This window comes from Clostridium nigeriense, assembly GCF_050585265.1.
GTDB classification, from domain to species: domain Bacteria; phylum Bacillota; class Clostridia; order Clostridiales; family Clostridiaceae; genus Clostridium; species Clostridium nigeriense_B.
This window is the reverse complement of sequence record NZ_JBNOOE010000002.1, coordinates 215,440-239,861: the sequence shown is the minus strand read 5'-3', so window position 1 is coordinate 239,861 and position 24,422 is coordinate 215,440. Positions and strand designations below refer to the sequence as shown.

At 28.6% G+C, this 24,422-nt stretch carries 18 protein-coding genes, 1 pseudogene and 1 riboswitch; all 19 genes and pseudogenes read right to left on the bottom strand.

Features of this window, described 5'->3' with window-relative positions:
• Window positions 1-102 precede the first annotated feature (102 nt).
• The gene (locus ACQPVP_RS02790) at window positions 103-786 is read right to left on the bottom strand and encodes a DUF4179 domain-containing protein (protein WP_430847024.1); all 684 of its coding nucleotides are present in this window, start codon (window positions 784-786) and stop codon (window positions 103-105) included.
• A complete protein-coding gene (locus ACQPVP_RS02785) occupies window positions 786-1,304 on the bottom strand; it encodes an RNA polymerase sigma factor (protein WP_430847022.1) in 519 nt (172 codons plus the stop codon). The genes ACQPVP_RS02790 and ACQPVP_RS02785 overlap by 1 nt, the downstream gene beginning before the upstream one ends.
• A 146-nt stretch (window positions 1,305-1,450) precedes the next feature.
• Window positions 1,451-1,585 (bottom strand): annotated as a pseudogene (locus ACQPVP_RS02780) (UDP-galactopyranose mutase); the annotation flags it as partial.
• Window positions 1,586-1,612: 27 nt separating this feature from the next.
• The gene (locus ACQPVP_RS02775) at window positions 1,613-2,629 is read right to left on the bottom strand and encodes a glycosyltransferase family 2 protein (protein ID WP_430847020.1); all 1,017 of its coding nucleotides are present in this window, start codon (window positions 2,627-2,629) and stop codon (window positions 1,613-1,615) included.
• A 184-nt stretch (window positions 2,630-2,813) separates the two neighbouring features.
• Window positions 2,814-3,419: a hypothetical protein gene (locus ACQPVP_RS02770; RefSeq protein ID WP_430847018.1), complete on the bottom strand. Its 606-nt coding sequence runs from the start codon at window positions 3,417-3,419 to the stop codon at window positions 2,814-2,816.
• A 2-nt stretch (window positions 3,420-3,421) separates the two neighbouring features.
• Window positions 3,422-5,872, bottom strand: coding sequence for a glycoside hydrolase family 3 C-terminal domain-containing protein (locus ACQPVP_RS02765; RefSeq protein ID WP_430847016.1), 2,451 nt, complete (start codon window positions 5,870-5,872; stop codon window positions 3,422-3,424).
• 187 nt (window positions 5,873-6,059) lie between these two features.
• Window positions 6,060-8,936, bottom strand: a complete 2,877-nt coding sequence (locus ACQPVP_RS02760) for a glycoside hydrolase family 3 C-terminal domain-containing protein (protein WP_430847014.1) — start codon at window positions 8,934-8,936, stop codon at window positions 6,060-6,062.
• Window positions 8,937-9,175: 239 nt separating this feature from the next.
• On the bottom strand, window positions 9,176-11,065 hold the full coding sequence (locus tag ACQPVP_RS02755; RefSeq protein ID WP_430847012.1) for a beta-glucoside-specific PTS transporter subunit IIABC: 1,890 nt from the start codon (window positions 11,063-11,065) through the stop codon (window positions 9,176-9,178).
• Window positions 11,066-11,326: 261 nt separating this feature from the next.
• On the bottom strand, window positions 11,327-12,211 hold the full coding sequence (locus tag ACQPVP_RS02750) for a LysR family transcriptional regulator (RefSeq protein ID WP_430847010.1): 885 nt from the start codon (window positions 12,209-12,211) through the stop codon (window positions 11,327-11,329).
• Complete coding sequence (locus ACQPVP_RS02745; RefSeq protein ID WP_430847008.1) at window positions 12,208-14,625, bottom strand: beta-glucosidase family protein; 2,418 nt, start codon at window positions 14,623-14,625, stop codon at window positions 12,208-12,210. The genes ACQPVP_RS02750 and ACQPVP_RS02745 overlap by 4 nt, the downstream gene beginning before the upstream one ends.
• Before the next feature lie 285 nt (window positions 14,626-14,910).
• Complete coding sequence (locus ACQPVP_RS02740; protein WP_430847006.1) at window positions 14,911-15,459, bottom strand: hypothetical protein; 549 nt, start codon at window positions 15,457-15,459, stop codon at window positions 14,911-14,913.
• A gap of 284 nt (window positions 15,460-15,743) precedes the next feature.
• Window positions 15,744-16,454, bottom strand: coding sequence for an N-acetylmuramoyl-L-alanine amidase (locus tag ACQPVP_RS02735; protein WP_430847004.1), 711 nt, complete (start codon window positions 16,452-16,454; stop codon window positions 15,744-15,746).
• A gap of 179 nt (window positions 16,455-16,633) precedes the next feature.
• Window positions 16,634-17,830 carry an alanyl-tRNA editing protein gene (locus ACQPVP_RS02730; protein ID WP_430847002.1) on the bottom strand — a complete coding sequence of 399 codons (1,197 nt, stop codon included), beginning with the start codon at window positions 17,828-17,830 and terminating at the stop codon, window positions 16,634-16,636.
• A gap of 8 nt (window positions 17,831-17,838) precedes the next feature.
• Window positions 17,839-18,801: a serine hydrolase gene (locus ACQPVP_RS02725; RefSeq protein WP_430847000.1), complete on the bottom strand. Its 963-nt coding sequence runs from the start codon at window positions 18,799-18,801 to the stop codon at window positions 17,839-17,841.
• A 312-nt stretch (window positions 18,802-19,113) separates the two neighbouring features.
• Window positions 19,114-19,950 carry a MetQ/NlpA family ABC transporter substrate-binding protein gene (locus ACQPVP_RS02720; RefSeq protein WP_430846998.1) on the bottom strand — a complete coding sequence of 279 codons (837 nt, stop codon included), beginning with the start codon at window positions 19,948-19,950 and terminating at the stop codon, window positions 19,114-19,116.
• A gap of 142 nt (window positions 19,951-20,092) precedes the next feature.
• On the bottom strand, window positions 20,093-20,728 hold the full coding sequence (locus ACQPVP_RS02715) for a methionine ABC transporter permease (RefSeq protein WP_430846996.1): 636 nt from the start codon (window positions 20,726-20,728) through the stop codon (window positions 20,093-20,095).
• A complete protein-coding gene (locus ACQPVP_RS02710) occupies window positions 20,728-21,756 on the bottom strand; it encodes a methionine ABC transporter ATP-binding protein (RefSeq protein ID WP_430846994.1) in 1,029 nt (342 codons plus the stop codon). Before ACQPVP_RS02710 ends, ACQPVP_RS02715 begins: the two co-directional genes overlap by 1 nt.
• An 83-nt stretch (window positions 21,757-21,839) precedes the next feature.
• A riboswitch (SAM riboswitch) is annotated at window positions 21,840-21,980 on the bottom strand.
• Between the two features lie 80 nt (window positions 21,981-22,060).
• Window positions 22,061-22,348, bottom strand: coding sequence for a DUF503 domain-containing protein (locus ACQPVP_RS02705; protein WP_430846992.1), 288 nt, complete (start codon window positions 22,346-22,348; stop codon window positions 22,061-22,063).
• A 585-nt stretch (window positions 22,349-22,933) separates the two neighbouring features.
• Window positions 22,934-24,412 carry a 4-alpha-glucanotransferase gene (malQ, locus tag ACQPVP_RS02700; RefSeq protein ID WP_430846990.1) on the bottom strand — a complete coding sequence of 493 codons (1,479 nt, stop codon included), beginning with the start codon at window positions 24,410-24,412 and terminating at the stop codon, window positions 22,934-22,936.
• Between the last annotated feature and the right edge of the window lie 10 nt (window positions 24,413-24,422).

Here is a 24,422-nt window from a genome sequence, read left to right as displayed (position 1 = left end):
ATTAATTAAAAATATTTTATTACTAAAATATTTTTTACTAATCATATTATACTTTTAATTTCATAATTTGTATATATATTTCAAAAAAATATCCAAGAAATCTTATCTATAATTTTTATTTTTTATTGTCAGCTTTATTTCTCGAGAATCATTAATTTCCTCTGTAACATCTTCATCACCTATAAAACTTATTATTGACCTTGGAGATATATTTACTGTTAATTCTTCCTTATTATTTACACCTTTATCAAAATTCAATTGCCTCAATGAATATCCATAGTATATACCATCTTCATCTACACCACCTGTGTCTAATCCTGTTCCTCCTTCAACATTAAAATCTTCTCCACTTATATCTATATTAAAACCATATAAAGTTGGATCATTAAGCTTAATTTTACTTTCAATTTTATATACTATTAATAATTGTTCTCCCTCAAAATCTACAGCTTCTATATTAACAATATGATTTTCTGTATGAAATTCTTCTTTAACTACTAATCCATTTTCCGTATATTTAATTCCTAATCCCCATTTGTTATTTAATACTTTAAGTACTGAACCAACTATTGGTAGCTCTTCAGCCAAAGAAGGTTTAACAAAGTTAATTCCTATTAATAATGTAATGAATAATCCAGCAGCTTTAAATACATTGTTTCTAACTTTCTTTTTACTCTTTGACTCTATATCTTCATATATTTTATCAACCTTTTCTCTTAAAGAATTTGGTATTTTAATATCATCCTCATTATAAAGATTTTTTAATCCCTTATCTAAATTCATCATTACATTATCTCCTTTCCATTCATACTTTCAGCAATCTTATCTTTTGCTCTAGATAATCTTGATTTAACAGTACCTTCTGGTATTCCCACAATCTCTGAAATATCACTTATCTTTAAATCTTCAAAATAAAATAATGCGATAACTAACCTTAACTCCTCTGGTAAGGAATCAACAGCAATTTTCAAGTCTAAATTTTCATATTTATCGTTATACTGCTCTTCAATAACCTTATCTAAACTTATACATTTTTTATTAAAGTTATAAATTTTATTACATTCATTTATAAGAATTTTTATAAGCCAAGTTTTAAATAATTCATCATTTTTTAAGTTTTTAATATTCGAATACGCTTTCAGTATAGTATTTTGTATTGCATCTTCTATATCATCTTCACTATTTAAAATTCCTTTTGCAACTCTATATATACTCTTAAGATTTTCATCTATTAATTTAGTAAAGGCTTTTCCACTTCCTCTCTTAGCCTTGGCCACCGAATCTAATTTATTTAACCCAAACATTTATTTACCCCCTCATATATTCTCATCTATTAGATATAGTTAACTAGTAAAAAGTTCATAAATTTTATTATAAAAAATAAAAGAGAATTCTATTTTGTTATTAGAATCCTCTTTTATTATTTTATCATCAATTTCTTATTGAATATTTAAATATCTAAAAATATTTCTTTTACCATCTCTAAAGCTACTTCAATAACCTTATCCATATTGTAATATTTATACTCTCCTAATCTTCCTCAGAAAATCACATTTTCTTCATCATTGGCAAGCTCCTTATATTTATCCTTCATAGTTAATCTTCATATATATTAGTTAAACCCTACAACTAACTGAGATATTTTATAGATTCCTATACATATCTTATGCCCTACTAGTCCTGGCAAATTAATAAGTTGTCCCATTAATCTATATCTAAGAGTACGGTATAACCTTATATCTTTATCTTTAATATATTTCCATAATTCTTTCTTCTTTTTTAGATTTTCTGACGTTCCTGAACGTATTAATAATATACCTGATACAGTAGTTATAATTTCAAGATAATTAAGCATATATTTATAAAGCTTTTTATTTTCTATGCTTTCTATATCAACATTTTCAATCATTAGCTTATTTACTTTAATCTGTTGATCTATTCTCTTTATCATTACTTTTTCATTTACAGATTGATCTTCTCTTCCTATAAGATATCTATAAAATTCAACATTTATATAAAATATCTTTTTAACATACTCAAGAGGTAAATATACAAATAAATTATCAACATAAAAAGTATGCTTTGGAAGTGATAGTCCACATTCTCTTAGGACTCCTGTTCTATATATAACTGAATGCATTAAAATATATTGTCCTTTACGAAAAGTTCCAATATCATCCCACGAAAAAATTCTTCCTTCTGGAAGCACATTATCATACTTCATAACCTTTTTAAACTTGGAATTTTCCTTTTCATATACAAAATTACTAATCAACATATCTACATATGTTTTCTCTTTATCAAAAGTTTTTATAGCATCTAATATTTTCAAGTATGCTCTTGTATCTACCCAATCATCACTATCAACTACTTTAAAATATAATCCAGTGGCATTTCTTATTCCTGTATTTACTGCTTCACCATGTCCACCATTTTCTTGATGTATAGCTCTTACTATGTTTGGATACATTTTAGCATATTCATCTGCAATTTTTCCTGTATTATCTGATGAGCCATCATTTACTATCAGTATTTCCACGTCGTCTCCTCCTGGTAAAAGTGACTCAATACAATACTTCATATACTCCTGCGAATTATAACAAGGAATTGTTACTGATAATAATTTCATAATTACACTACCCTTTCTTACATATTAAATTAAAGGGATAAAACTTCTAATTAGAAGGTACTTATCCCTTAAGTAATTTTAACTATTCAATCAATTATAGCATTATTTTAACAAAGTTTTGGGATTATTGTCCTAACTTTCTAATTTTTTTATATTCTATTTTCATTATAGGTCCGTACGCTTATTATTTACTCTTAAAAATTATTTTAAATATTGGGAAAAATACCCAGAATGAAATAGCACTATTAATTATCATTGTAACAAAATCTGCTATTGTTTCACCTGTTGCTCCCATTCCCCATGTATTCATTAATAAATTGTATATTGGTGCCTTGTAAAGCCCTTGAAGTGCAGCTGCTCCAACTGTTATTATTAAATACGCAATTACATACCAAAATGCTGCTTTCCCAACACTACCATTTGATTTAAATGTTACATTTCTTTGTGCAAAAAAATTAATTACTTGTGCAATAGCCATTGATATTTGTACTGCAAGGAAGTAAGCAAGACCGCCTCCTCCACCTGAAGCAAGAGAACCTGCTGCATAATTAAAAACATAATATGCACTTCCATCAAAATTATTCCCAACCTGTAGTATTTGAAAACTTGTATTTACTAATGATGTATGTTCAAACATACCTTTTAGTACAGGCATTAATATCATCTGTAATACAGTTATACCATTACTAAGTATAAAGAATACTAGAAATTGTGCTGTTCCTGGATGCTTTTCACTAAAACTTGTCCACATTGAGACTATTTTATTTGTTTTTACCGCTTCTTTATTCAATTCTATGCCTCCTCCACTATTTCTATGTCCGAACTCATTTTTATCTTTTTAGATTTTACTAATTTTCGTCTTTCTTTTAATAAGTGAGCTAGCCCTTTAAAGAAATGCCCATTAACTATCATTAACATTCCATCTAACATGGGCATATTAACTATACCTCCAGTCATTCTTGAAACTCCTCTAAATGGCATATGATATACTGACATCATAATCATATTAGCAGTATCTCTCTTACCTATCTTTGTTAAAAAACAATGTGCGAAAGCTATCATCTTATAAGCAAATCTAGCAAATAAGCCTTTTCCATACTGGCATTGTGCAATAGTATCATTATAGCTAATATCCCTTGTTCTATCCCATTTTGAATTAGGTACTTTATTTCCAAGAAGCTTTTCAAATTCATTTAAATTTACATCATATACATTTCCTGAATAATAAGATTGAAGCTCACTTTTATTATATGGAAGTTCTACATTCGTCCCTTGTATAGAGATAGTATCAGTAAGCCTTATATCTTGACTTGAAGCCCCTATCATTATTTCATATTCTGCTGATTCAACTTCCCATTTATTAGTTTTCACATTAAAGTAACGGAATGTTTTATCGTCGAAAGGTATCGTTACTTCTTTTTCTTCTCCAGGATTTAAAGAAATTTTAGCAAAGCCCTTTAATTCTTTCTTAGGTCTAAATATTTCTTTAGATTTACATCCTACATATAATTGAGCAACTTCCTTTCCTGAAGCTTTCCCAACATTTTTCATCTTAAATGATACTTTATCATTATTTACCTTTATATCTGAATACTCAAAATTTGTATAGCTTAATCCAAATCCAAATGGGAAAAGAACTTCCTTACCTATTGTGTCATAGTATCTATATCCAATATATATTCCTTCTCTATATTCCACACTAACTTCTTTTCCTGGAAAGTTTTTAAAACTGGAGGTATCATCATATTTTAAAGGATATGTTTCTGCAAGCTTACCTGATGGGTTTACTTCACCTGTTAATACTCTTAGTATAGCCTTTGCTCCAGCTTGTCCACTTAAATATGAATGGAGTAATCCCTTTACTTTATTTATCCATGGCATTTCCACTGCTGATCCACAAGATAAAATAACTACAATATTTTTATTTACTTCATATAATTCATTTAATAAGTCTATTTGATTTTGAGGAATTTTCATATTTTGCCTATCCAACCCCTCAGCTTCAGTAACTTCATCTAAACCAATATGTAAAAGAACTACATCAGCTTCTTTAGCAAGTTTACAAGCATCATCTATCTTTTTCTTATCTCTTTTGCCATATCTATCAAAACCTGGTTCATATCCAACATATGAAATTCCAAAGTTCTTAATACAATCTATAGTATTATCTAAAATAGTTGGATTAACAACAGAAGAACCTGCACCTTGATATCTTGGTTTCTTTGCAAAATCACCTATAACTGCAACTTTTTTTTGCTTTTTGATTGGTAAAATATTATCTTCATTCTTAAGAAGTACTATGGATTCTTCAGCTACTTTTTGTGCCATTTCATGATGTTTTTTATTATCAATTTTAACTTGAGAACTTTCCAAAGCTTCTGTGGTTTCAAATATAAGTTCAAGTAACCTATCAACACATTCATCTAATACTTCTTCTTTTATTTTTCCACTTCTTATTGCTTTAATAATATCTTGATTTGTTTCACCATCTGTAGTTGGCATTTCTAATTCATTACCAGCAATTAAACCTTCTACACGGTCATTACAACCACCCCAGTCAGTAACTACACATCCATTAAATCCCCATTCATCACGAAGAATTTCTTTCATTAAATGTATATTTTCATTTGTATAAGTTCCATTTAATTTATTATAAGAAGACATTACAGTCTTAGTTTTTCCTTCTTTAATTGCAATTTCAAATGCTGTTAAATAAATTTCTCTAAGAGTTCTTTCATCAACTATTGTATCAATAACCATTCTTCTTTCTTCTTGATTATTTACAGCAAAATGCTTAACACATGCAGAAACTCCATGAGATTGAATTCCTCTTATATATCCTGCTGCTAATTTACCAGCTAAGTATGGATCTTCACTAAAATATTCAAAATTTCTGCCACATAAAGGATTCCTCTTCATATTTATTCCGGGTCCTAATAAGACATTAACCTTTTGTGCAACTGCTTCTTTCCCTAGATACTCACCAATTTTTTCTGCAAGCTCTTCATTCCAACTGTTTGATACTGTAGCCGCTGTTGGAAAGCAAGTTGCTGGCTCACTAGGATTAAGACCTAAATGATCTGCTGCTGCCACTTGCTTTCTAATACCATGTGGCCCATCTGCAAGAAAAATATTTTTTATCTCAAGACGTTCTATATCTTGAGTCTGCCAAAAGTCTTTTCCAGACATTAAAGATGCCTTTTCTTCTAAAGTCATTTTATTAATTAATTCTTTATATTTCATATTTTATTCCTCTTTTATATTGTAGTAACACTAACTTAGCATTACTAACCTAATTATTTTACTGTATCTTTTGATACTAATATTATTAAAGATCTGTTATATTTTTCTTTAAAATAAATGTAACTAAAAGTACTGCATATAAATGATTAAATCAATTATATGCAGTTATGATTTTAATATATAATTCTTATTTTATAATTTGCCTATTTTCTTTCTTTTCTCTTAAAAGCTTTTTTGTTACTAATGTCACAGAAACTACTACACCAATAGCTACAACTGCATCTAGGGCATATAACCAATATTTCCATAAAGGTGTTACTGAAACAATCTTAGAATCAACTGATAATCCATTCATAGCGTGACTATTTACTATAGTATAAATTATACTATGAGCTGATTCTCTTATATTATTAACTACAGTTGGAGTTAGTGTATTCCCAGTTAAAGTCCATAAAGAAGAGTCAGTATTTAACCATAAGTTTGTTCCAGCTTCTAATCCTTCTAAAATGTCTTGATAAGCAAATACTGAATAAGAAGCTTGATCTGTAATAACTGTTCCATCAAATCCCCATTCATTACGAAGAGTTTCTGTCATAAGCCCAGCATGACCACCTGACCAACGAGCCCCTATACGATTCATACTTGCCATTGCTCCCCTAGCATCACCTTCACGAACTGCTACTTCAAAAGGTGTTAAATATAATTCACGTACAGTTTGTTCATTAGCAAATATTGCTCCCCCCATACGATTTGTTTCTTGGTCATTTAAAGCAAAATGTTTCATAAATACAAATGCACCCATAGATTGTACACCCTTCACTTCGCTACCAGCCATTTTTCCTGAAAGGAAACTATCTTCAGCAAAATATTCAAAATTTCTACCACTAAAAGGTGCACGATGTATATTTATACCTGGTGCATACCACCCTGCAACTTTAGAATTTAAACTATCTTCACCTACAGCCTTACCCATTTCTTCTATTAAATCAAGATTCCAAGTTGAACCCATAACTACTTGCGCCGGATAAGACATACATTTTGTTCCACCACCTACTAAAGTACTAGAAATACCTGCAGGACCATCCTTATCTATAGTCCCTGGAAGGTTTATTGATTCTATTGGAACAGTAGCATATCCACCCATACGAACTAATTTAGTCATCTCTTCCATTGTTAATTGATCTAAAAGAACATCCCACATTTCATCATCATAATCTAATCCAATAAACATTGCTGCACTTAACTTACCATGTTCATCACTTATCTTTCCAGTTTCAGGCATAACAACATCTTGATCTTCAGTATGTGAAATTTCTAAATCCTTTAATAATTGATCTGAAGCAGTCATAGAACCGCCAGCATATGTAGTTGGCCATGTACCTGCCCAATCTTTTCTAGATAAATACTTAAACGAAGGGTCATAATAGTTAATATCTACATCTTCAAATTGATTATTTATTTCATTACCAGTTGCAACTGAAACAGCATAAGTTTCTGAGTCAAGAGTTTCTACAACAACTTTATTAGTTAGTTCTATTTTACCATCATAATCCATATCATTAGCTTTACTATATCCCTTTGCTGCTAGAATATTATTTAAAGCATCGTGAGAATTTTCACCTGCTGTAAAGTAATAATCACCTGCATCTACAATATAAGTTCCATAGCCTTTAGAATCATATGTTTTCATTTCTTCTTTATCTACAATAACAGTTACAACTTCAGATTTACCTGGTTCTATTAAAGATGTTTTTTCAAACCCTACTAGCTCAACTGCTGATTTTTCTATACTATTTTCTTTATCATATTCTGTATAAGGAGATTGCATATAGATTTGTACTACATCTTTTCCTGCTACATCACCTTTATTTGTAACTTTAACAGAAATTTCAAATTCATTTTCTTTTTCTTTTACATTATATTCAGACCATTCGAAATTTGTATAAGACAATCCATATCCAAATGGGAATTGAACTTCCTTAGAATAATCATAATTCTCTAGCTTTTCATTTCCTAAAACAACATCTTCATATCTAGTTTCATAGTATCGATATCCTACATAGATTCCTTCTGCATAAACCATATAAGTATTACCATTTGCTACATTACTATTAGCTATTTGATAATTACCTAAGTTAGCCATTGCTGGTGAACCCATTACATCGTAGGCATAAGTATTTACTAAGTTTCCTGAAGGATTTACATTACCATTAAGAACTTCACCAATTGCATAAGCTCCTCTTTCACCTACAGCACCTACCCATATACAAGCATCAATATCATATTCATTTAAGAAATCAAGTTCCATAGCATTACTAGCATTAATAACTACTATAACTTTATCAAAGTTATCAGAAGCCATTTGTAAAAGTTCTCTCTCATTTTTATCTACTTCTAAATATATGCTTCCACTATCTAAGACTTCACTTGAAATGTCAGCAGTTTCTCCTCCTGAACGTCCTATTACAACAACAGCTGCATCATTATATTCTTTAAAGCTATTTTTTACTTCATCAGTATAAACATTAGCTGGTACCTCATTTACAGCAAAGGAACCTTGTCCGTAAACATCTGGAACTGCTTTACGATATGATGACCCTGCCCCACTTTTATAGAAATTCCATAATGTCATATTTACATCAAATCCTGAAGCGTTCATAGCATCCAATAGATTTGGTGCCTCAGATGAATCTACAGAGCCTGCTCCAACACCACCATAAACTAAATCAACGGAACTTTGCCCAAGTAAGCTTACTTTTCCTCCAGAAGCAAGTGGAAGAGCATTATTATCATTTTTTAGTAAAACAATTCCTTCCTCTTCTACCTTTTGACTTATTTCTTCAGTATACTTTCTCATTTCCTCTTCTGTTGAAAATGAACTTTTATAGTACTGAGTGTCTACGTTTTCATCATTGCTAACAGTTTTACTAGTTTCATGTCCTAAATAAATAGAAATAATTTGTGAATAACTCATCGCATAAAAATTCCCTACTACTAGTCCTACTATTAACACAATAATTACTACATACGTTATAATAGCTGTGATTTTAGATTTTCTTCTCATTGTTATCCTCCCATATTTAATTCTTAGAATTATTAAAATATCTTACACTCTTTTAACAATTCTAGAAACAAGTTAACTTTAACATTTTTTATTTCAAATAACTATCAGCCAAAAGTTACTCTGTCTAAACCAAAAGTTTACCTAAACTAAAAGTTAGGAGGGGTAAACCTTTGGTTTATAATTATATTTATTCATTCTAATTATTATATTTTTGATGTATGCTAATGCCCATTATTGCTTTATGAAACTCCCTTATCTAGATTCAATATATTTTCATTATACCTAATAAATCCTTTTTTCATTGTTACTATATCGGAATACTCACTTGAATTAGTTACTACTATTGGGGTAGTAATATCAAAGCCTTCTTCTTTAATTTTATCAATATTAAATTCTACTAATAAATCTCCTTTTTTAACTGTTTGACCTTGAGCTACCATTACATTAAAGTACTTACCGTCTAATGAAACTGTATTAAATCCAATATGCATTAATATTTCTACACCATTATTAGAAGTTACTGCTACTGCATGTCCAGTAGGAAACACCACTGAAACAACTCCATCAACAGGACTAACTAATTTTCCTTCTGAAGGTAAGATTGCTACTCCATCACCTAAAGCTTTTTCTGCAAAAACTTTATCAGCAACTTCTGATAAATCTTTAATTTCTCCCTTCATTGGACTTGTTAGAATCTCTATCCCCTTACATTCTTCTATAATAATTTCTTTTTTCTTTTTAATACTCTTATCTTCTTTTAAATTAGTATCTATATTTTCACTAGGATCTTTAAAGATTATAAAAGATAGTACTACTGCTAATAAATATGATGTAGTTATTGCTATTAATAATCCTCCAAATCCTTTACCAAAGTATGCAGGTAACGTTAGTAAACCTGGAATAATATAACCAATGGTTGCACTTCCTGAATATCCTGCAATTGCCCCTCCTACTGCACCTGCTATAGAGGCACATATAAATGGAGTTTTATACTTTAATGTTACTTTATATATGGTTGGTTCCGTTATTCCTAATATTCCTGTAGGTATTGAAGATAACGCTGCTTTTTTAATATTTTTATCTCTTGATTTCAAAAGTACTCCCAATACAGCGCCAGCTTGTCCTATACTTCCACATATAGCAAAGGCAAAAATACTATCAACCCCATATAAAGATAAGTTATTAATAATTATTGGCATAGCTAACCAATGAATCCCTTTTATAACTAATACTTGCCAAAATGCTCCTACTATAGCACCTAAAATTATTGGACTTAGATTATATATAAAAGTATAAATATTCCCAATTATATTTGTTGCTATTGTTGCTATAGGTCCAATTATTATAAAAGTCAAAAGTGTCATTACTATTAAACAAATCAATGGCATAAAAAAAGGTTTTAAATTCTCATTTATTACCTTATTTAAAAACTTTTCTAATTTAGATAATATCCATACTGATATTATTATTGGTATAAATGTAAATCCATAATTTATTTCTTTAATATGTATGAATAAAAAATCAATGCCATTATTTTTACTTATAAAATCAACAATTACTGGATTAATCAATATAGCTCCTAATGTCACTGCTATATACTCATTTGCTTTAAACTTCTTGGCAGCTGTTAATCCCATTAATATAGGCATAAAATAAAGTGCACTATTTTCTATTGTATGTAAAATTTGATATGTTACACTATCAACTGATATGTAATTAAGGTAAACTAATATTGCAATTATTCCTTTTAAAATACTTAAACTTGCTAATATGCTTAGAACTGGTGCAAGTATTGATGATATTAAATCTAAAACTTTACTTTTAAAATCATTCTTTTCTTTTTTATCTGTACTTTTACTTTCTTCATTTATATTTCCATCACTAATATTAGTTAGCTTCATAATCTCTTTATATATTTCACCAACTTTATTTCCTATTACTACTTGAAATTGCCCTCCACTTTCAACAACACTTAAAACCCCATCAAGATTTTTTACATTCTCTTTATTAGCTTTACTATTATCAACTAATTGAAACCTTAATCTTGTAACACAATGTACTAAAGAAATTATATTACTTTCTCCTCCTACATTTTTGAGTATTTCTTTTGCTAGCTCTGTATTATTCATTATTTCACTCTCCTATACTATAGTCATTAAAGTTTTTATTTCTCCCGCCAACATTTTCCACTTTATCATAACAATTACTGAACTTCTATAAGCGAAAAGTTACTGGTAGTAAACTAAAAATTTAACTAAACTTAAAGTTATTAGGTATAAACCTTTAGTTTACATAAAAAAGAGTAAGTTCTTTTAATATGATAAAAATCTATTAAAAGAACTTACTCTTTAAAGTAGTTTATTTTCTTTTATTATATTCATTTAAGTAGTTTATTTTCTTTTATTATATTCATTTATGTAATTCTTAAATAATGAAACAATTTTAGATTGAACAGGTCTTTTTTTAGTAACTAAATAAATATTTTGATTTATTTTTTCTTTCAATCTTATTATTTTTAACTTATCATCTTTAATAGAATTTTCTATATAGTCTACTGAAACAGCTGCAAGTCCATCTGATCTACAAAGCATATGGGCAGTTACAGCATTACCTATTTCATATTTAATCTGTGGTGTAAATCCTTGCTCTAAACATTTCGATACAAAGTTATGCTCTTCACCTGATTCCACTGATTTTAATACTAATGGTTCGTTTTCTAATTCCATTATTGAAATTTCATCTTTTTCTGCTAAATGATGATCCTTTGAAACAACGATAACCACTTCTCCTTCTAGCATTAATTCATAATCACAAATATCAAATTTTTCATTAACCATAACTAGTCCAACATCAACTTCTTCGTCTTCAAATAATTTTTCTATTGGATATTCATCTGGAACTTCTTTTAACTTCATTTGTATATTAGCATGTTCCTTAGGAAATCCAAACAACAAATTAACTGGTAAAGATGATGATGCTGAATAGGTAACTACAGCATTTAAAACACCTTTGCTTCCACTCATAACACTAATTTCTTTTTTTAAATCTTCTACGAGATAACATATATGTTTTGCTCTAGCATATAATACTTCCCCATATTCTGTTGCTTCTACACCACGTGAGCCTCTATAAAATAATTCTGTTTCTAAATCCATTTCTAATTGCTTTATAGTTTTACTTAATCCTTGAGGAGTAATGAATAAATCTTTAGCTGCAGCAGTAACACTTTTCTTTTCGTAAACTTTTATAAAATATTCTAATGCTTCTGTATTCATTTATTTCTCTTACTCCTTACTAACTTATTTTTTTCTTTTATAAGTTTAGCTGTTCCTTTGAAAAACTTACCATTTACTATCATTAATATTCCATCTAGCATAGACATATTAATAATACCACCTGTCATTCTAGATATTCCTCTAAATGGCATATTAAATATAGACATAACCATAATGTTTGCCTTTTCTCTTTTACCTAACTTAATTAAAATCCAATGTATAAAAATCATTAAATAATATGAAATCCTTGCAATAAGGCTTTTTGCATATTTACATTGAGAAATAGTATCGTTATAGCCTAATTTTTTCTTTTTATCCAAAGTACTAATTGGAACTTTTTTACCCATAAGCTTTTCAAACTCTTCTAATCCAACATCAGTTACTTTTCCACTATAATAAGAAGGTAGATTACTTTTATCATAAGGTAATTCAGTATTATTACCTTCTATCCAAATACTATCAATTAATCTTATATCAGCACTTGAAGCTCCTATCATTATTTCATATTCAGCTGATTCAATTTCCCATCTATTGGTCTTAACATTAAAATATCTGAAGGTCTTATCATCAAAATATATTTTTATAGTCTTTGTTTCACCAGCATTTATAAATACTTTAGCAAATCCCTTTAACTCTTTTTTAGGTCTAAAAATTTTATCTGATTTACAACCTACATATAATTGCGCAACCTCCATACCAGCAACACTTCCTGAGTTGTTTAATTTAAATGTTACTGAATTTTTATTAACCTCTATATCTGAATATTCGAAGGTTGTATAACTTAACCCATAACCAAAGGGAAAAAGTACTTCTTTATGTACAGTATCATAATAACGATATCCAATATAGGGCCCCTCTCTATACTCTACACTAACTTCTTCTCCCGGAAAATTATTGTAAGATGGTGTGTCTTCATATTTTATTGGATATGTCTCTGCTAACTTTCCAGAAGGATTAACATCTCCCGATAAAACCCTAAGTATAGATCTTGCCCCAGCTTGCCCTGCTAAATATCCATGAAGCAATCCTTTTACCTTATTAATCCATGGCATTTCTAATGCACAGCCACAAGATATAATAGCAACAATATTTTTATTAACCTTATATAGTGCATCTAATAATTCTATTTGATTTTTAGGAATACTCATAGTGTTTCTATCTAATCCCTCAACTTCTACATATTCATCTAACCCAATATATAGAAGTATTACATCAGCCTTTTTAGCAAGTTCACAAGCATTACTAATTAATTTCTTATTTGTTTTTCCATACCTTTCAAATCCTTGTTCATATCCAATACTAACAATTCCCGATTCTTCAAAACAATCTAATGTATTATCCAATATAGTTGGATTTACTATAGATGATCCTGCTCCTTGATATCTTGCTTCTTTAGCGAATTCTCCTATTACTGCTACCTTTTTATTTGGTTTAATAGGCAATATGTTGTCTTTATTTTTAAGAAGAACTATTGATTCTTCTGCTACCCTTTGGGAAATTCTATGATGCTTTTCAATATCAATTTTTACATATGATTCATTTAGTGCCTTTTCTGTTGTAAATATTAAATCTAATAATCTATCTACACACTCATCTAACACTTTTTCATTAAGTCTTCCACTTTTAATTGCTTGTACTATTTCTTCATTTGTTTCACCACCTGTTGATGGCATTTCTAATTCATTACCAGCTAACAATCCCCTTATACGGTCATTGCTTCCGCCCCAGTCTGTTATAACACATCCATTAAATTTCCATTCTTCTCGAAGAATATCCTTCATTAAATGTATGTTTTCGTTTGCATATGTACCATTAACTTTATTATATGATGACATTATAGACTTAGTTTTGCCTTCTTTAACAGCAATTTCAAAAGCAGTTAAATATATTTCTCTAAGGGTTCTTTCATCAACTATAGTATCAATTGTCATTCTTCTTTGCTCTTGGTTATTTACAGCAAAATGTTTAACACATGCAGCAATCCCATTAGATTGAATTCCTCTTATATATCCAGCTGCTAACTTACCAGCAAGATAAGGATCTTCACTAAAATATTCAAAGTTTCTTCCACATAAAGGATTCCTTTTCATATTTATAGCTGGACCTAGTAATACATTTATTTTTTGATCAACTGCCTCAGCTCCTAAATATTCTCCTATTTTTTCTGCTAAATCTTCATTCCAGCTATTTGAAATAGTTGCTGCAGTAGGAAAACAAGTAGATGGGTTACCTATATTAAGCCCGATTTTATCTGATGCTTTTTTTTGCTTTCTAATTCCATAAGAACCATCTGCTAAAAACATACTTTTTATTCCAAGGCGCTCAATATCATTTGACGTCCAATAGTCTTTTCCCGACATTAATGATGCCTTTTCTTCTAATGTCATCTTCTCAATTATTTCTCTATACTTCATTCCTTATTCCTCTTTTTATATTAAGTATAACTTTAAACTATATAAATAATTTCATCTAATTTATTAATATAAATAATATCATTCAACATTATTTTACATTATATCATCATTTTACTAATTTAAATAGTAGGCATTTGTAAATCTTCCTTTTCATTCATTTAGTAATAAAGATATTTATAAAAAATATAAGGAGCTATGACAAAACAGCTCCTTAATTGTACATTATACTTTCTTTATTTTTCATTATATTTCAATTAATTATATGTTATCTATATATCTATATTTTTAATCCATGAAAATACTTTTTAGTTCACTATATATTTGCGTTTTATTTTCTAAATCTATTTTATATAGATTATTATTTGGTATTCTTATGTAACCAGTACTCCAAACCTCTATTATTCCTGGCTTACCATTAGTATTTTCAAATAAAATGAATTCTACATCTCCGCTAATATCATTAAAGTTAAAAACTCTTTTATAATTATAATTTTCTAATATCTCAAATACTTCTTTTCCTTTTTCTGAATCTAATTTAATAATATCTGAACTAGTAATATTTCCATATACACTAATATCTTCATAATTTATATTATTACCTATATCTACTGCTTTATATATGGTCACAGGTTTTGAATAATAAAAAATAAATGAAATACAACTTACTAATATTACTATAAAAATCACTAAATTATTTTTATATTTTTTTATTATACTTTTTTCTGTATTAGACTCATTCTTTTTTTTCATTATTAAAATAAAATTATAGATTATAAATATTATGGTAATTAAGGCTATTCCTATAGAAAATAGGTATAAATAATTGCTTATCATCCTATCCCTCCCTTTTGTTCATATTAGATTTATTTAATACATCTTACCATTTTATTATATTTTAACCAATAATATTTTCAAAAATAATTTTACTTTTCCAAGCCAAAATATAGTTGTCGCACAAACATCTCAAATTAAGAATTTAAAATTAAAAACAAAGAATTATTTATGTAATTCTTACAAAATTACTAAAATTAAATTCTTTTTAAAACTCCTTGGAAAGTTTTTTCATTAATTTCATTATTCATTCTTAATTTTTTTGTGCGACAGCTCCATTTTTGATTTTATATTAACTTTTTGAATCTCTCATTATCTTCAGGATAAGGAACTACATATGCATCTTTAAATCCTTCTTTTTGCAATCTAAGCACTTCCTCTTCTGCTTCTTCATAATCTTTATAGTATCCTATGCAAATCCTCCAGCCTTCTCTTTTAGGTGTTTTAGGTTTTTTAACTGGAGTATCTATTAGGACTTTATTAACCATAGCTAAACAAGCATTAGCTACCATGTACCCATACTTTATACTATTAAAGTTCTTTTCTACATCTTCATTAGATATAAAATCTGCTTCTATCATTACAGCTGCCATTTTAGTTTGTCTTAAAATAGTGTAACTTGCTTCCTTTATTCCCCTATCCTTTGATTTTAAATTAGCAAGTAATTCATCTATTAAAAATCTTGCTAATTCTTCTGATTTATTTCCCTTTTCAAATATAACAATTTCAGTTCCACTAACAGAATTATCTACAAAGGAGTTCATATGGAAGCTAACAAAATAATCCGCATCCCACTTATTAGCAATATTTACCCTATCATTTACATCTAAGTAAATATCAGATGCCCTTGTAAGCAACACTATTTCACCATTTCTCTCTAGTAGCCTTTTGGCTTCGTAGACAGCTTGTAATGCAATATCAGCTTCTCGCCTACCATTTTTACCAACTGCCCCAGAGTCACTGCCACCATGTCCTGCATCCAATACCCATTTTGCCAACTTTTTCCCTCCTAATTTATATAATTACTATATAAATCTTTATTACTTTATACTTCATTATATTTCAAATTCCAATAGTTGGTTACAAAATTTATTTTTATTATAACTATTCTGACATTGAATTTAATAATTCTTCAGAGCTATAACTAATTAAGATGCTACTAAATGACAACTAATTTTTAAATTATACTACAGCATAACTCATACATATTATTTAAAAATTTTTCTATTTTATCTACTTCTCCAATTCCCTGAGCTAAAGTCTTACTTCCTCCACCTTTTCCATTTATAATATTAGCAAATTCTTTAAAAATCTGTCCCATATTTATATTTTCAATACTTTTAGATGAAGAAAGCACTATATTAGCTTTATCTTTATTCTTTATTGCAAATAAGCAAATAACATTATCTTTTTCACTTAATTTATTTGCAAGCTTTGCAACATATTCTACAGATTTATCTATAAATATTTTATTAATAATTCTACTTTTATTACTAGTATCAATTTCTCTTAATAATGAATTTGCCTCGTATTCTAATAATTCCTCTTCTAGCTTCTTTTTTTCAATTTTTATTTCTTCTAATGAAGCCCTTAAATTTTTTATTCCATTTAAAGCCTCATCTTCATTGCTACTTAAATAATTACATATATCTCGTATTACTTTATCTTTATTTAATGAATCATCAATAGCTCTTTTTCCTGCTAAAAATTCTATTCTAGTATTTCCTTTATTCTTCTCAAACCTTTTAATTTTAATCATTCTTAAATCAGAAGTTTTATTAGGATGCACTCCACAACAAGCATTAATATCTAAATCTTCTATTTCAACTACTCTTATATCCTCTTCAGTATTTGGTAAGTCTCTTCTTAAATTCATAGTTCTTAATTCTTCTTCACTTGGAACTAAAAAATTTACTCCTAAGCCTTTTCTAATTACTTCATTAGCTAAAGCTTCTGCTTTTCTTACTTCTTCCTCATCTAATTGGCCTATAATATCTACCGTACTTATTTCTTTTCCTAAATGAATACTTACTGTGTTAACATTAAATAATTTAAAGAAACATCCTGATAATATATGTTGACCTAAATGTTGATGCATTCCATCTTCTCTTCTATCCCAATCTATTTTACATTTAACAATTGAATCCAATTTAATTTCTTCAGTAACAACATGATATATTTTCTTATTTTTTTCATAGACATCTAAAACTTCTTTGAAATCTATATCTCCTAAATCACATTGCTGTCCTCCTCCCCCAGGAAAGAAGGCTGTGCTATCTAATACTATATGATATTTATTTTCAAATTCTTTTACTTCTATTACTTTTGCTTCAAATTCCTTTAAATACTGATTTTTATAAAATAATTTATCCATATTTTCACCTACTTCTTACTTTTATCTACTAAAGTGTATATTTCCTTAGATATTTTTGCTATAAGCTCGCAAGCTTCATCTCCCCAATCTAGTACAAATCTCTCATCTTCTTCACCATCCTCAAATGGTTCATCACTTAATTCTCCAATATCTTTAGTTAAAACTACTAATATATAAGGATCTGCTCCATATATTATCCCTACATCATGATAATATCTATAATAATTTCCAATCTTATGTGCAACTATTCCATAATCTAAATACTTATCTAACCTATCATGGTAATTAGTCTCAGTCATATAATCTATAAGAGTACTATAATAAGGATTATTATCTGGATTTTCGTATAAAATTCTTAAAAGTTCCCCAAATTGCTTCGCTGTTGTATAATTGCCATATGGAATATTATAATCATCAGTAACATATCTCATATAATCAGTAACACTTGTACTAGCTACTCTACTTAGCATATTCTTTGCGATATTATCTGAATCTACAATAGATAAATAAATAGCTTCTCCTATAGTTAGGTTTGGAACTTCATCTAAATAATATAGACTTCCACTTCCCCCTTCTCTATCAGCTTCAATAAAATAAAGTAAATCATTCATTGTTTTACTTCCATTATTAACATCATCTAATATCATCATGCACAAGGGGACCTTTGTTGTACTTGCAGCAATATAATATGTATCACCATTTAAAATATATTCTTCATTTGTATTTAAATTTTTAAAGTAAATAGATACATTATCCTTATATTCTCCTAATATTTCATCTACGGTTTTAGATATAGATTTTACTAAATCTATTGATTCATCAGCTTCTTCATTTTCATCTTTGCTTTCTTGATCCTCAATTATTTTCTCATCTAACTCATTTTCATATATACTAGTAGTTTCCTTACTTTTGCAGCCTACAAAAAATATTGTAAATAAAGATATAATCAATAATGTATATATTTTCTTCATTTCAGTCACCTTCATATTATTTTATAATTATTAAATTATATCATATAAACAAGTCAAATATAACCAATTGAAGTTTCTTAATCTTTTAGAATTTTATAAAAGATTTATTAAAGTCAAAAAGATGAAATATCTAACTGTTTATAAACAATTAAAGATATTCCATCTTTTTTAATTCCTAGGAAAGTATAAAAACTTTGCCCTTTTAATAACTATTTATACTTTCCTTCCTTTAGCTTTGAAGTTCACCTATGTAATTTTGCGATGACTTGGAGCGTAGCGACGGAATAAGCAAAATTACATAAGTGGACTTTTTTAGAATGTTGGAATTACTGTTCCATCACTATATTTTTCTTCAATATAACTCTTAACTTTATCAGAAGTTAAAGCCTTAGTTAAAGCTTGAATTTTTTCACTATTTTCAGTTCCTTTTCTAACAGCTAATACATTTCTATAGTTTTGAGCTGCTTCTGCATTTGCATCTTCTATTGCTAAAGCTTCTTTAGATGGATTTAATCCTGCTTCAAGCGCATAGTTACCATTAATAACTGCTATATCTACTTCATCTAAAACTCTTGGTAATTGAGCTGCTTCTAATTCTTCAAATTTTAAACTTTTAGTGTTTTCAGTAATGTCCTTTGGAGTAACTAATTCTCCATCTTTTAATTTAATTAATCCTGATTTTTCTAATAATCTTAAAGCTCTTGCTTCATTTGATGGATCATTTGGTATTGCAACTGTTGCTCCATCCTTAATATCTTTTAAATCTGTTAAAGTTTTAGAATATGCTGCTAATGGCTCTAAGTGAATAGCTGCTGTATAAGTTAAATCTAAGCCTTTACTTTCATTAGTTTGGTTTAAATACGCTATATGTTGGAAATAATTCGCATCTAAATCTCCTTCTGCTAAGGAAGTATTTGGTGTTACATAATCAGTAAACTCTACTATTTTAACTGTATATCCTTCCGCCTCAAGATCTGGTACAATTTGCTCTACTATTTCTTTATGAGGCACTGGACTAACTCCTATTGTTATTGTTTTATCTTCAGATGCTGATCCTGTACTATCATCTGACTTTGATGTTCCGCATCCTACTAAACCTATTGCTAAAGCACCTACTAATAAAATTGATAAAATTGATTTTCTTTTCATATTTAAAACCCCCTATTTAGTTAATTGATAATTGTTAATGCGTAATTTTAGTTAATTGATAATTGTTAATGCATAATCGTGGATGAAACGCCTTTAGGAGTTTCTTCTTTAATTGTTCATTTTAATTTTGTTTTGCAAAATATTAGGATAATTTTTTATATAAATAATTTCCTAATGATTGTAGAACTTGTACAATTATTATTAGAATTATTACTGTTGCTATCATTACATCTGTTTGATATCTTTGATAACCATATCTTACTGCTAAATCACCAAGTCCACCTGCACCTACTGTTCCAGCCATAGCTGAATATCCTATTATACTTATTACAGTTAATGTTAATCCTGAAATTATTGATGGAACGGCTTCTTTAAGCATAACTTTAAATATTATTTGTGTATTGGATGCTCCAAAGGATTTTGCAGCTTCTATTACTCCTGGATCTACTTCTTTTAAAGATGACTCTATAATTCTTGCCACAAATGGAGCTGCTGCTATAGTTAATGGAACTATGGCTGCTGTTGTACCTATAGATTTTCCAATTAATAATTTTGTAAATGGCATTATTGCTACCATTAATATTAAAAATGGAAAACCTCTTAAAATATTTATTATTGTATCTAAAGTTTGATAAACTGTTTTATTAGGTTTTAATCCCTTTGGAGCTGTAACTATTAATGCAATAGCTGGAATAAATCCTAATATTACTGAAAATAATGTTGAAAAAAACACCATTATTATTGTTTTATTAAATCCTTCTATTAATATTTCTGCCATTAATTAAGCACCTCCGATACTACTCCTTTTTCTTCAAGATAAGCTATAACCTTGTCCTTATCTTTTTCTTCAATATTTATTACTAAGTTTCCTAATATCTCTTCTCTAAATTTTTCAAGCTTACCCCAAACTATTGAAAAATCAATATCTAGCTCTCTTGACATCTTTGTTATAAGTGCATTTTCTGAAGATGTACTTGGGAAATATAATTTAATATTAATTCCTTTAACAGGAAGAAGTTCATCTTCTTCTCCAAGAAATTTTTTAAGGGATACTCCTGGTCTTAGGAATAATTCTTCTGATTTTCCTTCTGCCTTTAATACTCCACCTTCTATTAATGCAACCTTTTCACATACTTCTTTTACTACTTCCATTTGGTGAGTTACTATTACAATAGTAATCCCTAACTCTTTGTTTATTTTTGATAGTAGTGCTAATATATCCTTTGTTATCTTAGGGTCTAAAGCAGAGGTTGCTTCATCACAAAGTAAAATTTTAGGTTCAAGGGCTAGTGCTCTTGCAATTGCTACTCTTTGTTTTTGTCCACCACTTAAACTTGATGGCTTAACATCTGCTTTTTCTGAAAGTCCAACTAAATCTAAAAGTTTAGTAACTCTCTCATTAATCTTATTATTTCTATATTTTCTGTAACTAATTGCATTTTCTCCATTTAATTTTTCTTTATATTCTTTATATTCTTCTTCATAACCCCAAACCTCTAATGGCAGAGCTATATTTTCAAATACTGTTTTTCTATTTAATAAATTAAAGCCTTGGAATATCATACCTAGTTTTTTTCTAAACTCCCTAAGTTCCAATCCTCTTAATTCATTAACTTCTTTTCCCATTACATTTATAGAACCTTCTTCATAAGTTTCAAGTCCATTTATACATCTCAATAAAGTTGACTTTCCAGCTCCACTATGTCCTATTATTCCATATATTTTTCCTTCTTCTATTTTTAAAGAAACATTTTTTATAACTTCAACATCATTAAATCTTTTACTTAAGTTTTTTATTTCAATCATTAACGTCCCCTCCTTAAAAACACAAAAAAACGCACTGGAGAATAAATTCTCAAGTGCGTGTAAAATTCACCTATTAATTTATTCTCTCATCTTTCAGCTAAAAGCTGCAGGATTTAGCACCAAGCTTAATAAGAGTAATTTAGCCTAATTTAATTAAGCCTATCACACCTATTGCAGGTTGCTGGGTTTCACAGGGCCAGTCCCTCCACCACTCTTGATAAGAAACTCAAAAAGTTTATTAATTTTTCTATTGATACTAGAATACATTTATTGCATAAACTTGTCAACAATTATTTTTTTATTTTTAGAAAACTATACTCTCTTTAGATATGTTAATTACTTCTGCATCAGTATTTGACTCAACAAAATTAATTATATTTTCAGCTGTAGAATCTACTTGTGCATTAGTTGAACATATTCCGGATACTCCAATTGTAATAATCTGATGAATATCTTGATTATCTACTTCATTAACTGAAATATTAAATTTATTTTTTAGCCTTTGAGTTATACTTCTAACTATCATTCTTTTTTCTTTTAAAGAATGAACCCACTCTGCTCTTAAATCTATGGTCATAACTAATACTTTCATATTCTCACCTTTTTATTTATATTATGAAAAATTTAATATTTTTATTCAAGTCTTTTGAATTTAAATTTTGTTCTAATTGAAACTATATCATTATGAATGTTTAAACTTCACAATTCTTCTACCTTATAAACTGTATATCCTTCATAATTATAATCTATTTTCGGAAAAGTATCACTTATCAACCACTATTTAAAACAGAGCCTATAAATAAAATGATATTTATTTCATAAGACTATCTTGGAAAACTTTAACTTATTATCTAAAGATTTAAGTAACTTAAGAATCTAAAAGAAGTGATTATTCTAAAAAAAAGAAGTAAATATGTTATATTAGTTGCTCCGTCGCAAGCTCCAAGTCGCCCTAACACAACATATTTACTTCTACAAACTCAATGTAATAATTCCTCATTCCTCGGAATTATGAATTTTTATTCTGTCGCAAGTTCCAAGTCATCGCCAAATTAATAGAAGCACTTCAAACCTGAAGGAAGAAAATTATAAAAAAGTTATTCACATGGTAGCATCTTTATAATTTCCTAAAGAGTAAAAAGTACTCTAGTAGTTTTTAACCTTAATTCTTAATTCATTAGCATCTATTATATAGCTTAGTTAAATCATAAATTTCTTTTGCTAATTTATCATTAATATCTTTTTCTCTAACTCTCCAAATCCAATTTCCTCCTAATGTAGAAGGAAAATTCATCCTTGCTGCTTTTCCTAGTCCTAATAAATCTTGCATAGTTGTAATTGCTAAATAAGCTGTACTTCCCCATACTCCTCTTATTAAGCCTCTTGCTATACCTTCTTCATAAGTTAAATTTAGATATTTTTTAGCTTTTTCAATCTCATCTTTTCCTCCAGTGCTATTATACCATCCACAAATAGTATCATTATCATGGGTACCAGTATATGCCACGCAATTTACTGGATAATTATGTGGCAAATCTTCACTATTTTCACCACCAAAAGCAAATTGTAATATCTTCATCCCTGGAAATCCTGTATCATCTCTAAGTTTTATTACTTCTTCTGTCATAAATCCTAAATCTTCAGCAATGATTTTTACATCTCCAAGCTTTTCTTTTATAACCTTAAATAGTTTTATTCCTGGTCCTTTGGTCCATTTACCATTTTCTGCTGTCTTATCTCCATATGGAACTTCCCAATAAGCTTCAAAGCCTCTAAAATGATCTATTCTAACAACATCGTATAACTTTAAACTCTCTCTAACTCTATCTATCCACCAATTATATTCTTCCTTTTCTAATGCCTCCCAATCGTAAATAGGGTTACCCCATAATTGTCCTGTAGATGAAAAAGTATCTGGGGGACATCCTGATACAGTTATTGGTTTCATATCTTTATCAACATTAAAATACTTAGGATTACTCCAGATATCTGCACTATCTTCTGCTACATATATTGGTATGTCTCCTATTATTCTTATTCCATTTTCATTAGCATAATCTTTTAAGGCTTGCCATTGTTTAAAGAATAAATATTGAATAAAAATCCAATAATCAATTTCATCTTTAAGTAATACTTCATAACGCTCTATAGCCTGATTTTCTCTTAGTCTTATATCATCATCCCAATTATACCAGCTAACTAAATTAAAATGTTTTTTCACTGCCATATATAAAGCATAATCTTTAAGCCATAAATCATTCTTAGATTTAAATTCTTTTATTTCTTTATTATATTTTCCTTTTGAGTTATTATAAGCAATTCTCAAAACTTTATTTTTATTAATAAATAATTTTGAATAATCTACAGCATCCTCTTTAGAACCATAATCTAGAGTATCATAATCTTTTTTTTCTATTAAGCCATCCTTTTCTAATAACTCGAAATCTATGAAATACGGATTACCAGCAAATGCTGAAAAGCATTGATATGGCGAATCTCCATATCCTGTTTGCCCTAAGGGTAATATCTGCCAGTATTTTTGTCCACCATTCTTTAAGAAATCTACAAAGGCAAAGGCTTGTTTCCCAAAAGTGCCTATTCCATACTTTCCAGGTAATGATGAAATATGCATTAATATTCCACTACTTCTTTCCATAAACTTTACC